The organism is Psychrobacter coccoides (assembly GCF_017498085.1).
GTDB classification, from domain to species: domain Bacteria; phylum Pseudomonadota; class Gammaproteobacteria; order Pseudomonadales; family Moraxellaceae; genus Psychrobacter; species Psychrobacter coccoides.
The window spans coordinates 19,884-36,838 of the sequence record NZ_JAGBKM010000007.1; the positions used below are offsets into that span (position 1 = coordinate 19,884).

Consider the following 16,955-nt stretch of genomic DNA (forward strand, 5'->3'; position numbering starts at 1 on the left):
AATTTGGAGCTAATTATGAAAAAATTATTATTAACCGCACTGCTTTCACTTTCTAGTTTTGGTGCTTTTGCTGAAGTAAAAACAGTTACACTGGAAGTGCCAACGATGAACTGTGCGACATGTCCAATCACAGTTAAAAAGTCATTAGAAAATGTTGATGGCGTTGAAAATGCGAAAGTTACCTACAAGCCTAAGCTAGCTGTTGTTTCTTTTGATGACACTAAAACCAACATCAATGCATTAATTGCAGCGACTACCAACGCTGGCTACCCTTCAAATTTAAAAAGTGAAAATAAGTAATATTTAGCCCCTTAGAACTAGTTACGCGTATCGGAGATAAAGCAGGCTCTATAGGTGCACTTGTTTCGGCAATGGGATGCGCCATGTGTTTTCCCGCGATAGCTAGTCTTGGTGCGGCAATTGGGATGGGATTTCTTAGTCAGTGGGAAGGGGTATTTATCAATACGTTGTTACCACTGTTTGCAGTATTAGCGCTGGCAATGAATATCTTAGGCTGGTTTAGCCATCGTCAATGGCACCGTAGTTTTATCGGTTCAATTGGCCCCATTTTGGTTTTACTCTCTTTATACCCTTGGTTCCAGTACGGGTGGAGTTCATACGTTACTTATACGGGGCTAGGACTAATGGTTGCTGTATCAATTTGGGACATGGTTTCTCCTGCGAATAAACGCTGTGATGATGAAACTTGTACCGCTTAACTTTTTAAGAGGAATAAAATATGTCAACGAGTAGTTGTTGCTCGCCAAATGACATCCAGCCAGAACAGTTACATGTAGCCATTATTGGTAGTGGTTCAGGGGCCTTTGCCAGTGCGATTAAAGCAGCAGAAGGCGGAGCAAGAGTTACTATCATTGAAGGAGCCGATGTAATCGGAGGTTGCTGTGTAAATGTCGGCTGTGTTCCTTCAAAAATATTGATCCGTGCTGCGCAATTAGCGCATCAGCAACGTACTAACCCGTTTGATGGTTTAGAAAATATTCAGCCACAACTTAGCCGCTCCTTATTAGCACATCAGCAAAACGCTCGCGTCGAAGAACTACGCGATGCTAAATATCAACGTATTTTAGAGAGTAATCCCGCGCTATCTTTACTTAAAGGTTATGCACGTTTTAAAAATCAAAATACCTTGCTAGTTCACAAGTCTGATGGTAGTGAAGAAGAGCTGGTTGCAGATCGCATTTTAATTGCAACAGGCTCTACACCAAGCATTCCGCCAATTAAGGGTTTAGTTGATACACCTTATTGGACATCAACAGAAGCCTTATTTGCAGAAGAGTTACCGAGTAGTCTAGTTGTCATCGGCTCCTCCGTTGTTGCTCTGGAAATTGCGCAAGCTTATGCCCGTTTAGGTAGCCGTGTGACAATTCTAGCCAGACATACCCTTTTATATGCTGAAGATCCGTTATTAGGTGAAAAACTGGCAGAGTGCTTTGAAAAAGAAGGTATTAGGGTACTTAATAATACGCAAGCAAGTCATGTTTCTTATGATAGCAATGGTTTTTCATTGGAAACTAACGAAGGAACATTAATCGCTGAAAAATTGCTTATCTCTACGGGTCGCCATGCAAATACTGGAAAGCTTGGTTTAGAAAATGTTGGTGTTGAAACAGATAAAAGTGGTGCCATTGTTGTTAATAGTATGATGGAAACATCAACAGCTAACATTTATGCCGCTGGAGATTGCTCCAATATGCCACAATTTGTTTATGTTGCTGCTGCTGCCGGAAGTAGGGCTGGAATTAATATGACAGGTGGAAATGCGCAACTCGACTTATCTACCATGCCTGCTGTTATATTCACCGACCCACAAGTTGCTACGGTAGGTCTAACCGAAGTACAAGCTTCAGCGGTAGGAATAAATACGATAAGTCGTGTACTTGATATGGAAAACGTACCAAGAGCTTTAGCAAATTTTGAAACGGATGGTTTTATCAAGTTGGTAGCTGAAGAATCCACGGGAAAACTGATAGGCGCACAAATTTTAGCCCATGAAGGCGGAGAACTGATTCAAAGTGCGGCTCTTGCTATTCATAATAAAATGACAGTCGAAGAATTGGCAGGTCAACTATTTCCGTATTTGACGATGGTTGAAGGATTGAAGTTATGCGCTCAAACCTTTAGCAAAGACGTTAAAGAGCTATCTTGCTGCGCAGGGTAATCATTTAACGGTAATGTACTTACAGAAATGTTAATGGAGTGCCATTAATAGCTGTTATTTCAAATAATTTTCTAGCGGTTTTTTCTCAAAATCTGAGACCTTCCTAAATTTTGTGTAAGTTGAACCGCCCCGACTATATCGGAGAGTGGATTGCTTGAGTCAGGCAGCTTTGTCTGACTCACAAAGACTATCATAGTATCGTCTCTCAAACTCAAAAGGCGACACATAGCCAATCGTACTATGAATGCGAGTTTTGTTAAACCAATCGACCCATTCAAGGGTTGCTAATTCAACATCACTCACACCTTGCCACTGCTGTTTTAAATATTCAATCACCTCCGTTTTATAAAGTCCGTTAGCCGTTTCAGCCAACGCATTATCGTATGAATCACCTGTCGTGCCAACAGATGCAATGACGCCAGAATCAGCCATCTTATCAGTATAGCGAATTGATAAGTACTGAACGCCGCGATCACTATGATGAATGACATCTTTAGGATGGTTTCTGTCTGCAATGGCTTGGTTTAGTGCTGCCATCACCATATCAGTGTTCATACGATCTGATACTTTCCAGCCAACGATAGCGCGAGCAAACACATCAATGATAAAGGCGGTATATACCCAGCCACTCAGTGTCTTTATATAGGTAAAATCAGCAACCCATAGTTGGTTAGGGCGATGGGCATTAAAGTTACGATTAACCAAATCATCAGCACGCTTTTGATCGTCACGAGACTTAGTCGTTATCTTACCTTTACCTCGCCAAACACCCTGCATGCCATGCTGCCGCATTAACCGCTCTACAGTGCAGCGTGCAGGATGTATACCCTCTGCTTTCAACTGTTGCCAGACTTTACGAGTACCATAACGGCATTTGCTGTCCTTCCAAATACGTTTGATTTCATTTAGATAGAAATCGTCATGCTGACTACGCTGTGAACGCTTCTCCGGATTGTCGTTTAAGTCTTTGGTACGATAGTATGTGGATGGGGCAATCGGCAAGACTCTACAAATAGCTGGAATGCCATAAATAGATTTATTCTCGTCGATGAATTGAACCATCACTAAGGTTTGCGGTCTATTTCCGCCTGGGCGAAAAAAGCGGCTGCTTTCCTTATGATCTCATTGGCTTGTTTTAATTCTTTGTTCTCACGTTCAAGCTCTTTGATGCGCTCGGCTTGGCTTTGAGCTTGAATCTTTGCAGGAATGGTTTTATCAATGTGCTTTTTATGCCATGATCGTAGGGTCTCAGGCGTGCAACCTATCTTTGGTGCTATGGCTTTGATGGCTGACCAGGTGGATGGGTAGTCGTCTTTAGCTTCAACTAGCATACGGACGGCTCGCTCTTTCATTTCAGGGGTATAGTTTCGTGTTTTCATTGTCGTATTCTCTCAGAATGTTGAGTCTCCGACAATCTCGGGGCGGTTCAAGCCCTACTAAAACAATGGATTAACCTCACTAATCTTAAACACTTGAGATTACTGGATAATATCTCCTAACTTTTACATTTGTGACATAATGTTAGCCTGTGTTACTATTAAGTTTCCACGCAATTTTAAATCTATGCTTTACCTAGCTTGTACTATTATTCACTGTAAGTTAAATTGAGGACACGCCCTAATAACTTTACGCTATTAAAAAAACCTGTAAGTATTACAACTATGTAATTGTCCATATAAAGGAAAAACTCATGATAAAAAGAACTCTAGCTTTGGCTAGCATTTTGATCTTAACTGGTTGTTCAACAATGACACCACCGAGATATTCTGTTTCAGTAGATAACGTTCAAGCCTTAAAAAAATATGAAAATGCACAATTAACCTTTTCTGATTTTAAACAATCTGCTGCTTACAGCTCTAACTGTCGCCTAATGGGTCCTATCCAACCTGCCGATAACTTAAGCATGCCTGAGTTTGTAGCTAAAGCCTTCAATGATGAACTAAAGATGGCTGATGTGTATTCTGAACATGGTACAAAAATATCTGGTGACATCACAAATATCGCTTTTTCTTCAGTTGCTGGGCTTACTAACGGATACTGGGATATTTCTGTCAAGCTAACTTCCTCAAATGGCAACTCAATTGATGTGCATAATAAGTACGAGTTTAAGAGCGGCTTCGATGCGATTACAGCATGTAATGCTACTGCAGATGCATTAACTCCAGCAGTACAAGACTTAATCAAAAAGACTGTAACAGACCCATCTTTTTCTACTCTTTTTTAGAGTAAAGTCTGAACAAAAATAAAAAGGGAGGCTAATTTGAGAGCCCCCTTTTTTTTATGTAGCATATATATAGAGACCTTCCTAAATTTTGTGTAAGTATTTAATCTAAACGTCAGTTACACAGAATCTGGGATGGTCTCTAGACAAAAAAAATAAGCCGCATTAAGCGGCTTATTTTTAGATAGTGCTCAATGAAACCGAGCAGCTATCTTATCTTCAATCCACTGAGCGACTTCGCTTTCAACCCATGCTACGCGCCCCTTTGATAGCTTTACTTGAATAGGGAAAGTTGGATCGTAACGATTTGATCTTTTATCAAGCATATCGTAAATAGTTGTACTACTAAGCCCTGTATAGTGCATAACTTGCTTTAAGGGTAGCATACGAGGTATTTGTGGCATGCTTGATGCTGATACATTTTGCTGAGTATTTGCGTTTAAATTTTCCATGATTATCTCCTTGTAAGTGAACGAGAGCATCACCTCTCATATACTTACCGAGTCCCATATTTTTTTATGGCATCCCATGCAGTCCGAGCGTTAGCCTTTGATGCAGGTAATAAAAAAAGGAGCTGATCTGATCAACTCCTTTTTATGCCATTATTTATCTGTCACAAGTTAGCTCACCGCTGTCACGCTTTGGCGTAAGCCTTGGGCGATACTGCGTGTGTTTGGCTGCATAGCTTTTTCTGCCTTACTAGGTATTTTATTGCTGTCGTCTGCTACTGGATAAAACTCTTCCATTACCTCACTTACCTCATCATCGACCTCAAAGCATGAATTGGCATAACCAAGCGTGGCAGCTTGCTCTAACGCGCTTTGATCAAATCCGTGTTCGCTCAGCTCATGATCAATCGCCTTAGCCTGTTGTACCGCGTCTTTGAGCGTCACCTCATCACGTAGCGTGAGATCTACGAAGTAAATGGGTGTGCGATAGCTTTGCGTGGTGCTTTTACCTCTTAGCGTTAATTGCAGTGGTAAACATGACAGCTTATTACCGGACACGGCGGCAAAGTAGCGCAGCCTTGCTGCAAGCGTACGAATACTATTAAAGCCCGTCGTACGAAAGATAAACGTGCCGAGCTCATCATCCTCTGATAGATTGACGTACAAACGACCGTAGGGTTTACAAGCGCCGCCTTGAGCGAGTGGACAGCGATCAGGCGACGGGCAAGGCAGCTGCTCCATACCGTTATTGGTACGACGCTGACAGTGTTCGCCATCGCCTACGCATAACGGACGACCTGTCTGCCGATCAAATAGCGTGTACTGAGCACGCAGGTTTAAATCAGGATCATTGAACAGCATACGTACGGGTATTTGTCTGAGCTTACCTTCACTACGTGCGCGAAGCTTTTCATCAAGCGGATGATTGACCCAGCCGTCTTTATTCTGCACTTGGCTGGTAATAGTGAATTGATCGTCTTTCGCAGGCAGACGCTTGCCGTCTTTATTGATGACGCGTCCAATGCTAATACGACCAAGTACGGGCGGGGTTATCGTTAGACCTTTAATCATAGCGGTATTCCTTATTTGTTTAATAAATAGATAAGACATAAAAAAAGCCCACCGATTAGGGTGGGCTGTTATATGCTTGCTTCGATTGATTGGTTCTGATTGATTAATAGATGCGTGAATAGTTAAGTGACTGGCAACTTAGTCGTTTAACACCACAAAGCGTCTGCTACCTTGGCGAGTTTTACTAAATTTATCCATCAGCTCAGGATGGGCTTTAATGACTGCTTTGCTATCTAAACCGACACTGTCTTTCGAGCGCTTCCATGAGATCGCGCCCTTGTCAAAGACCGCCACCTCATTGTCTTTAATGAGGCTTTGCAGTTGATGTTTAACTTGATCGTGGCGCTGCTCTAGATCTTCGATTGACGCGCGATAGCTAAGCAGCTTATCGAACAGCTTATTTGCGCCCTTATCATTCTTAAAGTCTATCTTGCTTGTAGGCTTAGGCTCAGGATAAAGCAGCTTAAGCGCACGAGCGGCTGACTCAGAGTGATCAGGCGTGGGTGGAGTATCCGTCTCCACGTACTGCCAGAACAGACGCTCATGCTCAATAATTGATGCAATCAAACGCTCATCACGCTCAACCTTATAGATCTTTGCTTCGTGTCCGCAAAGCAGGACACAGATATGAGCGGCTTGTTTACCTGTAACGGCTAGTTGATGTTGCACTTGGCAAGTCACGTATAGCGGTACGCCATCTCGCCATAATTTCGCGCCATGCTCACCAGTGGTTTTGCATTCCAGTATTTGTACCTCATCGCTACCTGTTACCGCATAGTCAAGATTGGCAAGCATAAAGGCTTTGTCAGGATCAGGGTGCTGCAATATGGCATTGACGCGGCGTACTTTGTTTCCTGTCTTTTCTTGATAGTATTTAGCCACCATCGGTTCTAAAGTATTGCCCCAATACAGTGGCGCATAGCCTTCTATGCTCTCATCGATATCTGAGCTCATGCGTCCGGTCTTAATCATCCATAGCTCAAGCATCGACAAATATGGATGAATACCGCAAGCAGCAGCAGCGTCACTACTGCCTATGCCCTGCTTGCGAACGGCTAACCACTCTTCACGGCTTAAGTCTTTGGTATTGATTAGGCGCTTGGGCTGAGATGATGTAGTCTGCTTAGGTTTCTCTTCACTAGGGCTAAGCCCGTTAGTCTTAACCTTAATAGTAGCAGTCGGCTTTGTGTGCTTAGATTGCATCGCTTTACGCTTACGACGACTTGGCTGAATGGTTGTGTTTAATGCGATAGTTTCCATGATAGATTCCTTATTAAATTAATTGTTGATACGTTGATAACTAATGATCTGAGTAAACGGCATAAAAAAACCACGCTTTTAAGCGTGGTTTAATGTGTGGTGATAAGACAGTTAGGCCAGCATACGTAATGATTCTTCTAAGCCCTTTTGCTTAAGCTTAGCGCCAGCGCCAAACCAAGCGGAATTTAAGCGATTGTCCGTGTTCATCGCGCGGCGTTCATGATCGACGTACTCAGTGATACTACAGAGCAGACCATAAGCGGTATCTTTGGCAGCATCCAAGTCCGCCCCACGTCCTTGACCGTTAAACATGGTCATCACCTTATTCATCGCTTTGGCATTAGGAACCGCGTCTTTTTCCTTCTTAGCGCTGTTAAACAAGATAATGTCATTGTCTTGATCGTTAAACACACGGCTAAGGTAGTTAGCGGCTTCGGCCTGAGTAACACGGCGCTCAGACAATTGCTTCATCTCATAGATGTGCTCATCCCACTGATTAACGGACACGCCTAATTGCTGCTTAACCTTGTCAGCATCAAACGAGGTAGAGTGCGGTACTTTCACCACACCGCCGTTACCATCAGCGAGGCTTACCGCGAGCGTGTTATTACACACCACACGGATATTAGTAAACTGCGCCGTGGTTGCAAGCGTACCATCACAAGCGGTTGCTAGTAACAAATAGCCGTGACTGACATCACCGCCACGTAAAGACGCTGATTGACCTGTACGAGCAAGCGCCCACAGCTTACGGCCACCCTTTAGCACACCTGCTGTTTCAAGCTCAAAGTGCGATTGCTCAGTGAGATCACGATAAAACTCTAGGATCTCTTCAGGTTGTACTTCTTGATAGCGCTGACTGACGACTGATAACGGATCAAAGGTATCTGAGCGATACAGCACCTTTTGCTCAGCGAAGGGCAAGATAAGATTATGCCCTCGATCGTTCTCAGCCATGAAATTGACGTCCGATGACTCAATACGCCAATCCATACCTGCCTCACGCGCCCAAACCTCAAGTGGCTGCTTAGGGGATAGCTCACTGCCAAGGCCATGCCAAGGGGTGTCGCCAACGTATGCCATAGTTTCTACTAAATGTGCCATGATAATTTTCCTTTTGTATTATGATTAAATTGAGTTTAAGTAAATGAGTGAAAGGTAGTGAAGACATGCGAGCAGTCATCACAGCGATATTGCTTATTGACCAGCATTGGCAGCGCTTGATGAGACTGAGTGATCTCAATAAGCGCTGCTACCGTTGTTCCTGCAACCACACCGATAGCAGGATGTACTTTAAGTGTTTTGCAAAGACTAACGCCAAGGCTGACTAATACCGCAGGGGATAACAGCTGATCAATAAGGTTGATTTGACTACTATCAGTCATCTCGTAGACCAAAGATGACTCACAGCTAGGACACAGGGTTTTCATATATACTCCTAAATTTGCGCATAAAAAAGGCCTGCTAAAAAGCAGACCTTATTGGCTGAAGTCACGTACACACAAACAGGCTGTACGTACTCTCATGGTAATAGTATATATCTGAGATTATTTTGATATGGGTTATAGTCCTCGGCGCTTTTCTGTGCGGTATTGACCATGTGCAAAGGTGTTCATGTTTGGAAGCCATACTTTTAATTTTTGGTCATACTTGCTTGGTTGCGTCAGGTAACACGACGTTCTAAGAGCGTTGTTAACTTCCTGTTCGTTATCCTGATGAATCATGCCGATACCTAATTTACCGTTTCGCTCATACCCCTGCTTAGTCTTTTTATTGTGGTAGTTATAGCACTCGCCTAGACCACCAGTAATGACCTTCCACTTTTCACCAACCTCTTTTGCGATATACCAATCATTTTGTCTCTTATTACCGTCATATATCAGCAACAAATGACAATGTAATCCGCCCTCGATGCCACCATGCTCTAAAGCCCAAGCGTAGCCCTGCAAATCTTCAAAGCACGTTTCCTCATTACCGATAAGATCTCGGAATTTGCTCATGTGATGATAAAAATCTTCAATGCTAACAAGGTGGCTTGTTTCTTTGGCGTACTTTAGGTCGATACGTACAAAGAGCAGTCTTTTGTAATGATGAATCAGATGGCGTACATATTTTTCGAGTGTCCTCTTATTTTTAGACTCCTGATAACTAAACACACTACGTTCACGCTTAATATCTTTTTTATAGTATGACAGTGTTTTAATAAGACGCTGTGTTTTATCGTAATCCCAAATGACATCTTCTGGATATTGATCACCAACGATATATTGCGTACTGCGAAAGAAAGCTTCAATGGGCATCGAGTAAATCAATCCATTGTCACTCTCATAGTAATACATGAACGGATGATACAAATCGTTCAGCTCATATATTATCAGGTCAAATCTCAATTCATTAGAAATGATATCGATTACCAGTTGGTGAACTTTAGTTAATAAGTTACTTTGATTGAGGTTGGTGTTTTCCATGGTATTTCTCCTATGTGGTTTATCTTGCACATAGTAGAGCTACATCATATTTTTTTATTCTGACTACTGGTGGTTTAGTGAGGAGATAGTCAGCGTGGTAACGCTGCGCTATATAATAATATCAATAACCGGTTAGTGGCACTTACCAATACTGCGGAGATATCGGCGATACATTATCCTCAATTGTAGGAATCTTGGGTCATATTGATATTTTTTGAGTGAATGGAGTTAGCTGATAGAGAAAAGTTAATGTACTGTCAGTATGAACAGATATTATTACCAACGTTAAATCTAGTGAGAATACGAAGATATATTAAATATATGCTAATTTTTGTATCTTAGCTCAATAAATACTTGTACTTTAGTACTCATTTATACACTATAATAATAATCTAATACTATCTTAATAATACGAGAATATAACTATAATATCACGCGTGATAAATTAAGGATTATATATGTTAAAGGAAGAATTAAGAAGAAAGCCTTTAAGAGATAAAATAGATGACTTATCAGAAGATCAAGCACATTTTGTGTTGCTAAGTGTATTTTACAGCGGAGATAAATCACGTTATATATCTGAAGATCCAAACCGCTATGCGAGTAAATGCAAGGAAGAACTTTTAAAGAGAACACGTAAGGACGATAAGATAGATACAGTAATTAGCTTTATTGATAATCTCAATACGCTATATTTAGAAAAATATGAGCTTAAATGGCTAGAAGGTAACAAAAGAGAACAGATATTTGTCTACAATTATCTGGTTGAAAATAATATGATATCGCCAAGCCGTTTTGGTATAAGTCGTAAAAAAGATATTAAAGACACAGTTCATAATATTTTAAATAATCTGATAAAAGGATTAAATAATCGAGAAAATGTTATTTCCGATTTAGACTTTAAAAAAGACGTAGTTGAAGTTACTCAAAAGGTATGGCATGTTTTAGAAGCTAACGATAATTACTCTAAATGGTTAAAAAAAGCTGATCTAGATTGGGTACGTAATTATTTAGTGGAAAAGAATTTATATAGATATGACGTAGAAAATTATGTTGGTAATAACAATCGAGAGCTACGTTTATTAGCATCATTGGATGCTATAGACATAAAGCAAGGACAAAGTTATACGCACTCTCCAAGTAAAACAATTATTATCGATAAAATGAAGAGAGCTTGGAGCCAGCAAAAGTATCGCGATGCTGGCAAAACAAAGAAACCGTATCATCTACCATTGACAAAAAAGACCAAAGCTAGGTTAGAGAAGATGGCAAAGGTAGAAGGACTGTCAGAGACAGCCATGCTTGATCATTTGATTAATATGTCTTACGAAATTGACTATACAGATAAAAATGGCAAAGACTTATACTAATCATTATCGATATACTCTTGTATCTCATCAGCTGTGATGCCTCGCTCTAATAGCGCTTTAATCAGATCTTGCTTATCAGCATTTTGTAAAACGTTTAGTTGCTTACTTATCAGTGACTGCTCAATCTGCTGCCGCGCTGTTTGAAAGTCTACAACTTCGCCTTTGTCTCTTAGTAAGTCTAAAAAGTCAGCCCAAACCTGCATGATCTTACGGCGCTCTTCTAAATGCTGAGCATGGTTATAAACCGCGCGTATGTTACTTTTTTTGTCATGTGCCATCTGTTTTTCAATCGCGTCGCCCATGTAGCCAAGCTCGTTAAGATTGGTTGAGGCGATGTGACGAAAGCCGTGACCTGTCTGCTTACCAGCATAGCCTAGAATATCTAGCGCGTTATTAATAAACTCCTCACTATACGGCTGATGCATACCCGTATGATAGAACACATATTCATATTGTCCTGTGATGGGTTTCATCTCCTCTAGTACTGCTAGCATCTGATCTGACAACGGTACAACGTGCTTACGTGCAATTTTAAGGTTATCGATATCAACACGCCATAAACGGTTGGCAAAGTCGATATGCGCCCATTTCATCATACGTAGTTCAATGGTGCGGCAAAATGAGTACGCTAAAAACTTCATACCTAAGCGGGTTTGGTCATGACCATGATAATTCTCAATAGCTTGGAGTAGGGCAGGCAGCTCATGGATATCTACATGCTTCATGTGCTGACTTTTGGCTTTAGGATAGAGTGCTTTTAGATCATCGATTGGATTTTGCTCAATGATGCGTTCGCGTTTGGCACGTCTTAAGACATTAGCCACCAGATCGATAGTGCGTCTGGTTACCTCGCGTGGCGGCTCACCGTCTTTGTTCACACGCTTTTCGATCTCATCTGCCATTGATCGACAATCCTCAAAGCTTACATCTTTTAGTGCAATGCCTTCAAAGTGGGGCAACACGTCTTTATGCATACGGTTATAGTCTTGCTGATAGGTACGTGGCTTGACGTTACGCTGACGTTCAGCGAGCCAGTCTAACGCATAATCATTGAATTTTTGTGCATGAACATTATTGAGCCTATCTTGACGCTTTTTATTTTTTGGATCGATACCATCTGCTAGTAGCGCTTTAATCTCAGTATTGGCTTGTCTGGCTTCAGCGAGTGACATGATGGGGTAAGTGCCAAGTGTGAGGCGTGTCTGCTTACCATCAAAGCGATAAGCGCTTATCCATGTTTTTGTGCTTGTGCTACGGACTAAAAGCTGTAGCCCATACTGATCACTATATTTGTCAGGACGTGAAGGCGTACATTTTTCACTTGGTTTGAGCTTGCGGATTTTGCTATCGCTTAACATGTTGGTCTACTCCCTATGCTTCCAAGCCTTGTAATTCAAGCGTTACAAATATAACGTTGGTCTAAAGCTGAATTATAAAGCCTAAATGTTGGTCTTTTTGAGGTCTAATGAAATCATAGACCAACAGATAGACCAACACAAGCCACGGGATAGGTGGGTTATATTCGGATAGATTGGGAAAACACTAGACATAAAAAAAACGCTAGACGCGTTATTTATAAAGGGTTGCAGAGGTATATGGGAGTGTTTAGGACAAGGTGGGAAAAGGAGTGTTTTATAAGATTGGCGGTGAAGGAGGGATTCGAACCCTCGATACGCTATGAACGTATACACACTTTCCAGGCGTGCGGTTTCAGCCACTCACCCACTTCACCGTTTTTAGACGGCTTAGTATAACGGATACGATTTGAATTGTCACGGCTTACGCTTTATCTTTCTTTATTAATGAGCGCCTGCTAGGATAGCGTCTTCTTATTCGCAAGTATAAATGGTAAAACAGCATGATAAGTCTGACTGAGCTGGTACATTGTCTTAAGAGCCGTATCATTATAATATTGATTGCGCTAGTAGGGGTTGTGTGTAGTATACAATCGGTGCAAGCAGATAACTTTACTCAGTGTAGCCAGTCTTTTTATGCAGGTATATATCCTGAGTTTATAAATAACAAGCTCAGTGCTGATACTTATCCGCTATGCTTTGATGGCTTTGCCGTCATGTATTCTGGCGTATCACGTACGCCATTATGGTCAGCTGAGCACTTAACCCGTAAGCGTTTACAGCAAGCCAAAACCATCGATCGTGAGGACAGCTTTCATGAAGAAAGCCGCTTACCAGAGTCCAAACGAGCCAAGCTGTCTGATTATTCGGGCTCAGGTTATGATCGTGGGCATTTAGCACCCAATGGCGACATGGCCAATCGTAGCCAACAGTATGACAGTTTTAGTTTGGCCAATATCGCCCCGCAGTCGCCACGTAACAACCGCTATATCTGGCGTAATATTGAATCCGCCATTCGCTATCTCACCCAACAATACGGTGAGGTCTATACGGTGACAGGGGTCGCCTTTAATGATAAAAAAACCAAGCAACTATCAGGACGAGTATTGGTACCCAGTCATTTTTTTAAGGCTGTCTATATACCCGCAATCAACCAAGCAGGCGTATATTACGCCCCAAATGATGAGTCAGAACGTATAGACATCATCAGTATCGAAGACTTAGCTGCTGAGACGGGTATTGATGTTTTGCCTGTCCTTGAGCGCCAAACTAAAGCAGAAGCCTTGGCTTTGCCTCTAAAGGCAGGAGATGACATAGATGAGCCTGAATCTTCAAATGACGAGCCAGTATGGCTCCTGCTCATCTGGGCCATACTTGAATGGCTGGTCGAGCAGCTACAGTCTAGAAACGCCTAGACCTGTGTGCAAAAAAGCGACTATTATGTATCAATATGACACTGTAACGTCTATATCAAGGAGAATGACAGTGATAGATCCCTTTGCCAATAACCATCAAAGTATGCAGATCGGCGAGCTGGTGATAGAAAACCAAGAAGATAAGATTATTATCTATGGAGATATTGATTTATATCTGAATCAATCCGGGTATGAGCAAGCAAAACAGCTGCATGAGCTCACCAGTAAGATAATAGAGGTCTTTGAAGACCCTAATAAAAAAACTAAAAAATCACTGTCGTCAAAAGAAAAAAATGACCAATCAGACATAGTTATAGACAATCCTTTTCTCTAACTATTTGATATAGTAATAAATTATGGAGTAATCAAGCCATAAACAAATAACTAGGCAAAGTAAAAATTTTGTCTATAATGGATATAATCATAGCGTCACTTGCAAGGTTGAGTGAGTAAGAATCACTGGCAGTTGCAAATGATGGTAGACGACAGGCACAAAACGATTATGTTTTGAGTAATTATCGTACGAAAGGAGTCGATTTATGAAGTTATTATCAAAAACTGTTTTAGCAGCAGCTGGTATCAGCATGGCCACTATGGCATTTGCTGCTGATCCGCTACATAACACCACTTGGCAGACTTATGATGAAGGTAAGCCAAAAGGCACGGTTAAAATCACTGAATCAAATGGCGTATTAACGGGTAAGCTGATTGATACCAACTCAGCCAAAGGCAAGAAACATGTTGGTATGCACGTTATTAAAGGCTTAAAAGCTGATGGTGGTGGTAAGTATAGTGGTGGCACGATTACTGATCCAGAGAAAGGTAAAGACTATCGTATGACGGCACAGCTCAATGGTAATACTTTAAAGCTAAAAGGCTATATTGGGCCATTCTCACGCAGCCAAGAGTGGAAGAAGAAATAAGCCGCTGTTGGTATTTTATGATAGATACTTTGTATTAAAGCGAGATCAATACAAACCCGCATTATCGATGATAATGCGGGTTTTATTGTTTTTTAAGGTCTGACTTTTAAGATCTAGTATGCTTAATTATAAGGTAAACTCAGGATAAGCCTCCATCCCGCATTCTGCAATATCAGCACCTTCGTATTCTTCTTCGTCAGAGATCCGCAAGCCGATGACGACGTTGATCATTGCCCACACTATAGAGCTGGCGATAAATACCCAAGTAAAGATGGTCAAAGCGCCCACAACTTGACCAATGAAGCTGACTGCAGGATTAGTAATAGGTACGATCAGCAAACCAAAGAGCCCAGCTACACCATGTACTGAAATGGCACCCACTGGATCGTCAAGCTTTATTCTGTCTAAAGCCAAGATAGATACCACGACAAGGAGACCGGCGCATATACCGAACAGAGTGGCTTGTAATGCTGATGGAGTAGAAGGCTCGGCGGTAATCGTTACCAGTCCTGCCAAAGCACCATTTAACAGCATGGTCAAATCTGCTTTGCCAAAGATAACACGGGCCAATAATAGAGCGCCAATAGCGCCGCCAGCAGCAGCGGCATTGGTATTGACAAAAACTATAGCAACAGAGTTGGCACTGGCAATATCGCCGAGCTTCAGAACGGAGCCACCGTTAAAGCCGAACCAGCCCATCCATAAAATCAGTGTACCGAGAGCAGCCAGCGGTAGATTGGCTCCTGGAATAGCGCGGATCTCTCCATTAGGTCCATACTTACCTTTACGTGCGCCTAAAAATAGGACAGCTGATAATGCCGCAGCCGCACCCGCCATATGGACGATACCAGAACCTGCAAAGTCAAAGAACCCGATTGCGCTTAAGTTATACAGCCCAAAGACGTCTTGTCCACCCCAAGTCCAGCGTCCTTCTAAAGGATAAATAAAACCGGTCATAATGATGGCGAACCATAAGAAAGCCCACAGCTTCATACGTTCAGCCACCGCCCCTGAGACGATAGACATACAGGTCGCTACAAACACCACTTGGAAGAAAAAATCAGAAGCGGCAGAGTAAACTGAATCACCGCCGAAACCATTTTCAGCCGAAGTTGTCAGTGCATCGCTTGTTAAGGTTTCGCTGCCTGCAATCCCGCTAAGAAAAAGTTCGCCACCATACATAATGGCGTAGCCACAAATCATGTACATGGTACAAGCTATGGCGAAGAGTGAAATGTTTTTAGTTAGAATCTCAACCGTGTTTTTTGATCGAACCAATCCAGCTTCTAACATTGTAAAGCCAGCGGCCATCCACATGACCAGTGCCCCACATACCAAAAAATAAAACGTGTCGAGTGCGTATTGCAGCTCAAAGATCTGACTTTGCATTTTAATTCCCCCTTGAATTGACAATGCATTAGATTGGCTTGCTGTAGCAGTGTTTCCTTGAGCAGTGGTAAGTCTTTACATCATATGTGCACCAATAGTGGGCAAAGCTATTTATCTTTCTAATAGGGTTGCTGACTATCAGATAGCGTCAGGACCAGTTTCGCCCGTCCGAATACGAATCACTTGCTCTAGTGGTGTGACAAAGATCTTGCCATCACCGATTTTACCGGTGCTCGCAATACGAGTAATGGCCTCGATTGCTGGCTCCACCATCTCATCAATCACGGCAACCTCAACTTTAACCTTAGGTAAAAAGTCCACCACGTATTCAGCACCGCGATACAGCTCAGTATGTCCTTTTTGACGACCAAATCCTTTAACCTCAGTGACAGTAACGCCTTTAACGCCAATGTCAGACAGGGCTTCACGCACATCATCGAGCTTAAAGGGTTTTAGGATCGCAGTGATTAGCTTCATAAGAAATTTCCTTATTTAAGTGATGTCGCAGGTTATTGCAGACTGTCAATGCATCATGCGCTTACCATGCTTACAGTAGATCATTCAAAAATTATGCCAGAGGTACTCAAGGGGGAGAGGTACTTGGGCTTATTTGTTTCTAAAATCACAACTGCTATAGCGGCATAATGCCAGAATAATGGACTCAAGCTCCCATAAAAGTATGCAGCCAATGTAAAAGATTATAGTGAGGCTGCCTGCGACGTTAGGTTTAACGAGGGCTTTATTATAACCAACTTTTTCGTCTTACGGGGTGGCTATCCTGTGATGAATTATTAAAAAGTAATTGGCATAAGATAAAAGGCAAATAGCACTCAGCGTCTGGCGACACCAGCACAA

17 protein-coding genes, 1 tRNA gene, 1 pseudogene and 1 other annotated feature are annotated in these 16,955 nt (G+C 42.0%); of the genes and pseudogenes, 8 read left to right on the forward strand and 11 right to left on the reverse strand.

From position 1 onward, the window contains the following. Positions 1-15: 15 nt before the first annotated feature. The 3 genes and pseudogenes from merP to merA form a co-directional block, all read left to right on the forward strand. Positions 16-300, forward strand: coding sequence for a mercury resistance system periplasmic binding protein MerP (merP, locus tag J3492_RS05345; protein ID WP_008110847.1), 285 nt, complete (start codon positions 16-18; stop codon positions 298-300). Beyond that, positions 300-719, forward strand: coding sequence for an organomercurial transporter MerC (gene merC / locus J3492_RS05350; RefSeq protein WP_008467331.1), 420 nt, complete (start codon positions 300-302; stop codon positions 717-719). The genes merP and merC overlap by 1 nt, the downstream gene beginning before the upstream one ends. A gap of 68 nt (positions 720-787) precedes the next feature. Further along, positions 788-2,179 (forward strand): annotated as a pseudogene (gene merA, locus J3492_RS05355) (mercury(II) reductase); the annotation flags it as partial. Between the two features lie 159 nt (positions 2,180-2,338). On the opposite strand, the gene J3492_RS05360 reads toward merA, so the two are convergent. Beyond that, positions 2,339-3,558 (reverse strand): IS3 family transposase gene (locus tag J3492_RS05360; RefSeq protein ID WP_207990666.1). Its coding sequence is split into 2 segments (ribosomal slippage): positions 2,339-3,273 and positions 3,273-3,558, totalling 1,221 coding nucleotides; the frame shifts between segments, so codons are not numbered across the junction. Beyond that, positions 3,167-3,283, reverse strand: a sequence feature (AL1L pseudoknot). It overlaps the preceding gene by 117 nt. Positions 3,559-3,869: 311 nt before the next feature. Here J3492_RS05360 and J3492_RS05365 point away from each other — a divergent pair. Continuing rightward, on the forward strand, positions 3,870-4,403 hold the full coding sequence (locus J3492_RS05365; RefSeq protein ID WP_207990667.1) for a hypothetical protein: 534 nt from the start codon (positions 3,870-3,872) through the stop codon (positions 4,401-4,403). 188 nt (positions 4,404-4,591) lie between these two features. On the opposite strand, the gene J3492_RS05370 is transcribed toward J3492_RS05365, so the two are convergent. The 6 genes from J3492_RS05370 to J3492_RS05395 all read right to left on the reverse strand — a co-directional run bounded on the left by J3492_RS05370 (position 4,592) and on the right by J3492_RS05395 (position 9,648). Then, positions 4,592-4,852, reverse strand: coding sequence for a helix-turn-helix transcriptional regulator (locus tag J3492_RS05370; RefSeq protein WP_243453122.1), 261 nt, complete (start codon positions 4,850-4,852; stop codon positions 4,592-4,594). Positions 4,853-5,020: 168 nt separating this feature from the next. Further along, positions 5,021-5,920: a recombination directionality factor gene (locus J3492_RS05375; protein WP_207990671.1), complete on the reverse strand. Its 900-nt coding sequence runs from the start codon at positions 5,918-5,920 to the stop codon at positions 5,021-5,023. A 138-nt stretch (positions 5,921-6,058) separates the two neighbouring features. Beyond that, a complete protein-coding gene (locus tag J3492_RS05380) occupies positions 6,059-7,123 on the reverse strand; it encodes a YqaJ viral recombinase family nuclease (protein ID WP_424108387.1) in 1,065 nt (354 codons plus the stop codon). 168 nt (positions 7,124-7,291) lie between these two features. Then, positions 7,292-8,284, reverse strand: a complete 993-nt coding sequence (locus tag J3492_RS05385) for a DUF932 domain-containing protein (RefSeq protein WP_207990675.1) — start codon at positions 8,282-8,284, stop codon at positions 7,292-7,294. A 35-nt stretch (positions 8,285-8,319) separates the two neighbouring features. Next, on the reverse strand, positions 8,320-8,610 hold the full coding sequence (locus tag J3492_RS05390; protein ID WP_207990677.1) for a hypothetical protein: 291 nt from the start codon (positions 8,608-8,610) through the stop codon (positions 8,320-8,322). 132 nt (positions 8,611-8,742) lie between these two features. After that, positions 8,743-9,648, reverse strand: a complete 906-nt coding sequence (locus tag J3492_RS05395; RefSeq protein WP_207990679.1) for a YagK/YfjJ domain-containing protein — start codon at positions 9,646-9,648, stop codon at positions 8,743-8,745. 458 nt (positions 9,649-10,106) lie between these two features. On the opposite strand from J3492_RS05395, the gene J3492_RS05400 reads away from it, so the two are divergent. Continuing rightward, positions 10,107-11,018, forward strand: coding sequence for a hypothetical protein (locus tag J3492_RS05400; protein WP_207990681.1), 912 nt, complete (start codon positions 10,107-10,109; stop codon positions 11,016-11,018). Here J3492_RS05400 and J3492_RS05405 read toward each other — a convergent pair. Together J3492_RS05405 and J3492_RS05410 are read right to left on the reverse strand one after the other, a co-directional pair. Beyond that, positions 11,015-12,376 (reverse strand): tyrosine-type recombinase/integrase, encoded by a 1,362-nt coding sequence (locus J3492_RS05405; protein ID WP_207990683.1) that lies wholly within the window; start codon positions 12,374-12,376, stop codon positions 11,015-11,017. The genes J3492_RS05400 and J3492_RS05405 overlap by 4 nt on opposite strands. Before the next feature lie 283 nt (positions 12,377-12,659). Further along, positions 12,660-12,750: transfer RNA gene (locus J3492_RS05410), tRNA-Ser, on the reverse strand. A 126-nt stretch (positions 12,751-12,876) separates the two neighbouring features. Between J3492_RS05410 and J3492_RS05415 the strand changes: the two genes are divergently transcribed. From J3492_RS05415 to J3492_RS05425, 3 genes are all read left to right on the forward strand, one after another. Then, on the forward strand, positions 12,877-13,788 hold the full coding sequence (locus J3492_RS05415; RefSeq protein ID WP_207990685.1) for a DNA/RNA non-specific endonuclease: 912 nt from the start codon (positions 12,877-12,879) through the stop codon (positions 13,786-13,788). A 64-nt stretch (positions 13,789-13,852) separates the two neighbouring features. Next, complete coding sequence (locus J3492_RS05420; protein ID WP_243453123.1) at positions 13,853-14,122, forward strand: hypothetical protein; 270 nt, start codon at positions 13,853-13,855, stop codon at positions 14,120-14,122. 205 nt (positions 14,123-14,327) lie between these two features. Beyond that, positions 14,328-14,711 carry a DUF2147 domain-containing protein gene (locus J3492_RS05425; protein WP_207990689.1) on the forward strand — a complete coding sequence of 128 codons (384 nt, stop codon included), beginning with the start codon at positions 14,328-14,330 and terminating at the stop codon, positions 14,709-14,711. 126 nt (positions 14,712-14,837) lie between these two features. On the opposite strand, the gene J3492_RS05430 is transcribed toward J3492_RS05425, so the two are convergent. Further along, positions 14,838-16,100 (reverse strand): ammonium transporter, encoded by a 1,263-nt coding sequence (locus J3492_RS05430; protein ID WP_207990691.1) that lies wholly within the window; start codon positions 16,098-16,100, stop codon positions 14,838-14,840. Positions 16,101-16,238: 138 nt separating this feature from the next. Further along, complete coding sequence (locus J3492_RS05435; protein ID WP_201573059.1) at positions 16,239-16,577, reverse strand: P-II family nitrogen regulator; 339 nt, start codon at positions 16,575-16,577, stop codon at positions 16,239-16,241. Positions 16,578-16,955: the final 378 nt, after the last annotated feature.

Bases quoted from the DNA above. Each gene is read 5' to 3' on its own strand.
- merP (WP_008110847.1), top strand. From the start codon at position 16: ATGAAAAAATTATTATTAACCGCACTGCTTTCACTTTCTAGTTTTGGT.
- J3492_RS05365 (WP_207990667.1), top strand. From the start codon at position 3,870: ATGATAAAAAGAACTCTAGCTTTGGCTAGCATTTTGATCTTAACTGGT.
- J3492_RS05370 (WP_243453122.1), bottom strand. From the start codon at position 4,852: ATGGAAAATTTAAACGCAAATACTCAGCAAAATGTATCAGCATCAAGC.
- J3492_RS05375 (WP_207990671.1), bottom strand. From the start codon at position 5,920: ATGATTAAAGGTCTAACGATAACCCCGCCCGTACTTGGTCGTATTAGC.
- J3492_RS05380 (WP_424108387.1), bottom strand. From the start codon at position 7,123: ATGCAATCTAAGCACACAAAGCCGACTGCTACTATTAAGGTTAAGACT.
- J3492_RS05385 (WP_207990675.1), bottom strand. From the start codon at position 8,284: ATGGCACATTTAGTAGAAACTATGGCATACGTTGGCGACACCCCTTGG.
- J3492_RS05390 (WP_207990677.1), bottom strand. From the start codon at position 8,610: ATGAAAACCCTGTGTCCTAGCTGTGAGTCATCTTTGGTCTACGAGATG.
- J3492_RS05395 (WP_207990679.1), bottom strand. From the start codon at position 9,648: ATGGAAAACACCAACCTCAATCAAAGTAACTTATTAACTAAAGTTCAC.
- J3492_RS05400 (WP_207990681.1), top strand. From the start codon at position 10,107: ATGTTAAAGGAAGAATTAAGAAGAAAGCCTTTAAGAGATAAAATAGAT.
- J3492_RS05405 (WP_207990683.1), bottom strand. From the start codon at position 12,376: ATGTTAAGCGATAGCAAAATCCGCAAGCTCAAACCAAGTGAAAAATGT.
- J3492_RS05415 (WP_207990685.1), top strand. From the start codon at position 12,877: ATGATAAGTCTGACTGAGCTGGTACATTGTCTTAAGAGCCGTATCATT.
- J3492_RS05420 (WP_243453123.1), top strand. From the start codon at position 13,853: ATGACAGTGATAGATCCCTTTGCCAATAACCATCAAAGTATGCAGATC.
- J3492_RS05425 (WP_207990689.1), top strand. From the start codon at position 14,328: ATGAAGTTATTATCAAAAACTGTTTTAGCAGCAGCTGGTATCAGCATG.
- J3492_RS05430 (WP_207990691.1), bottom strand. From the start codon at position 16,100: ATGCAAAGTCAGATCTTTGAGCTGCAATACGCACTCGACACGTTTTAT.
- J3492_RS05435 (WP_201573059.1), bottom strand. From the start codon at position 16,577: ATGAAGCTAATCACTGCGATCCTAAAACCCTTTAAGCTCGATGATGTG.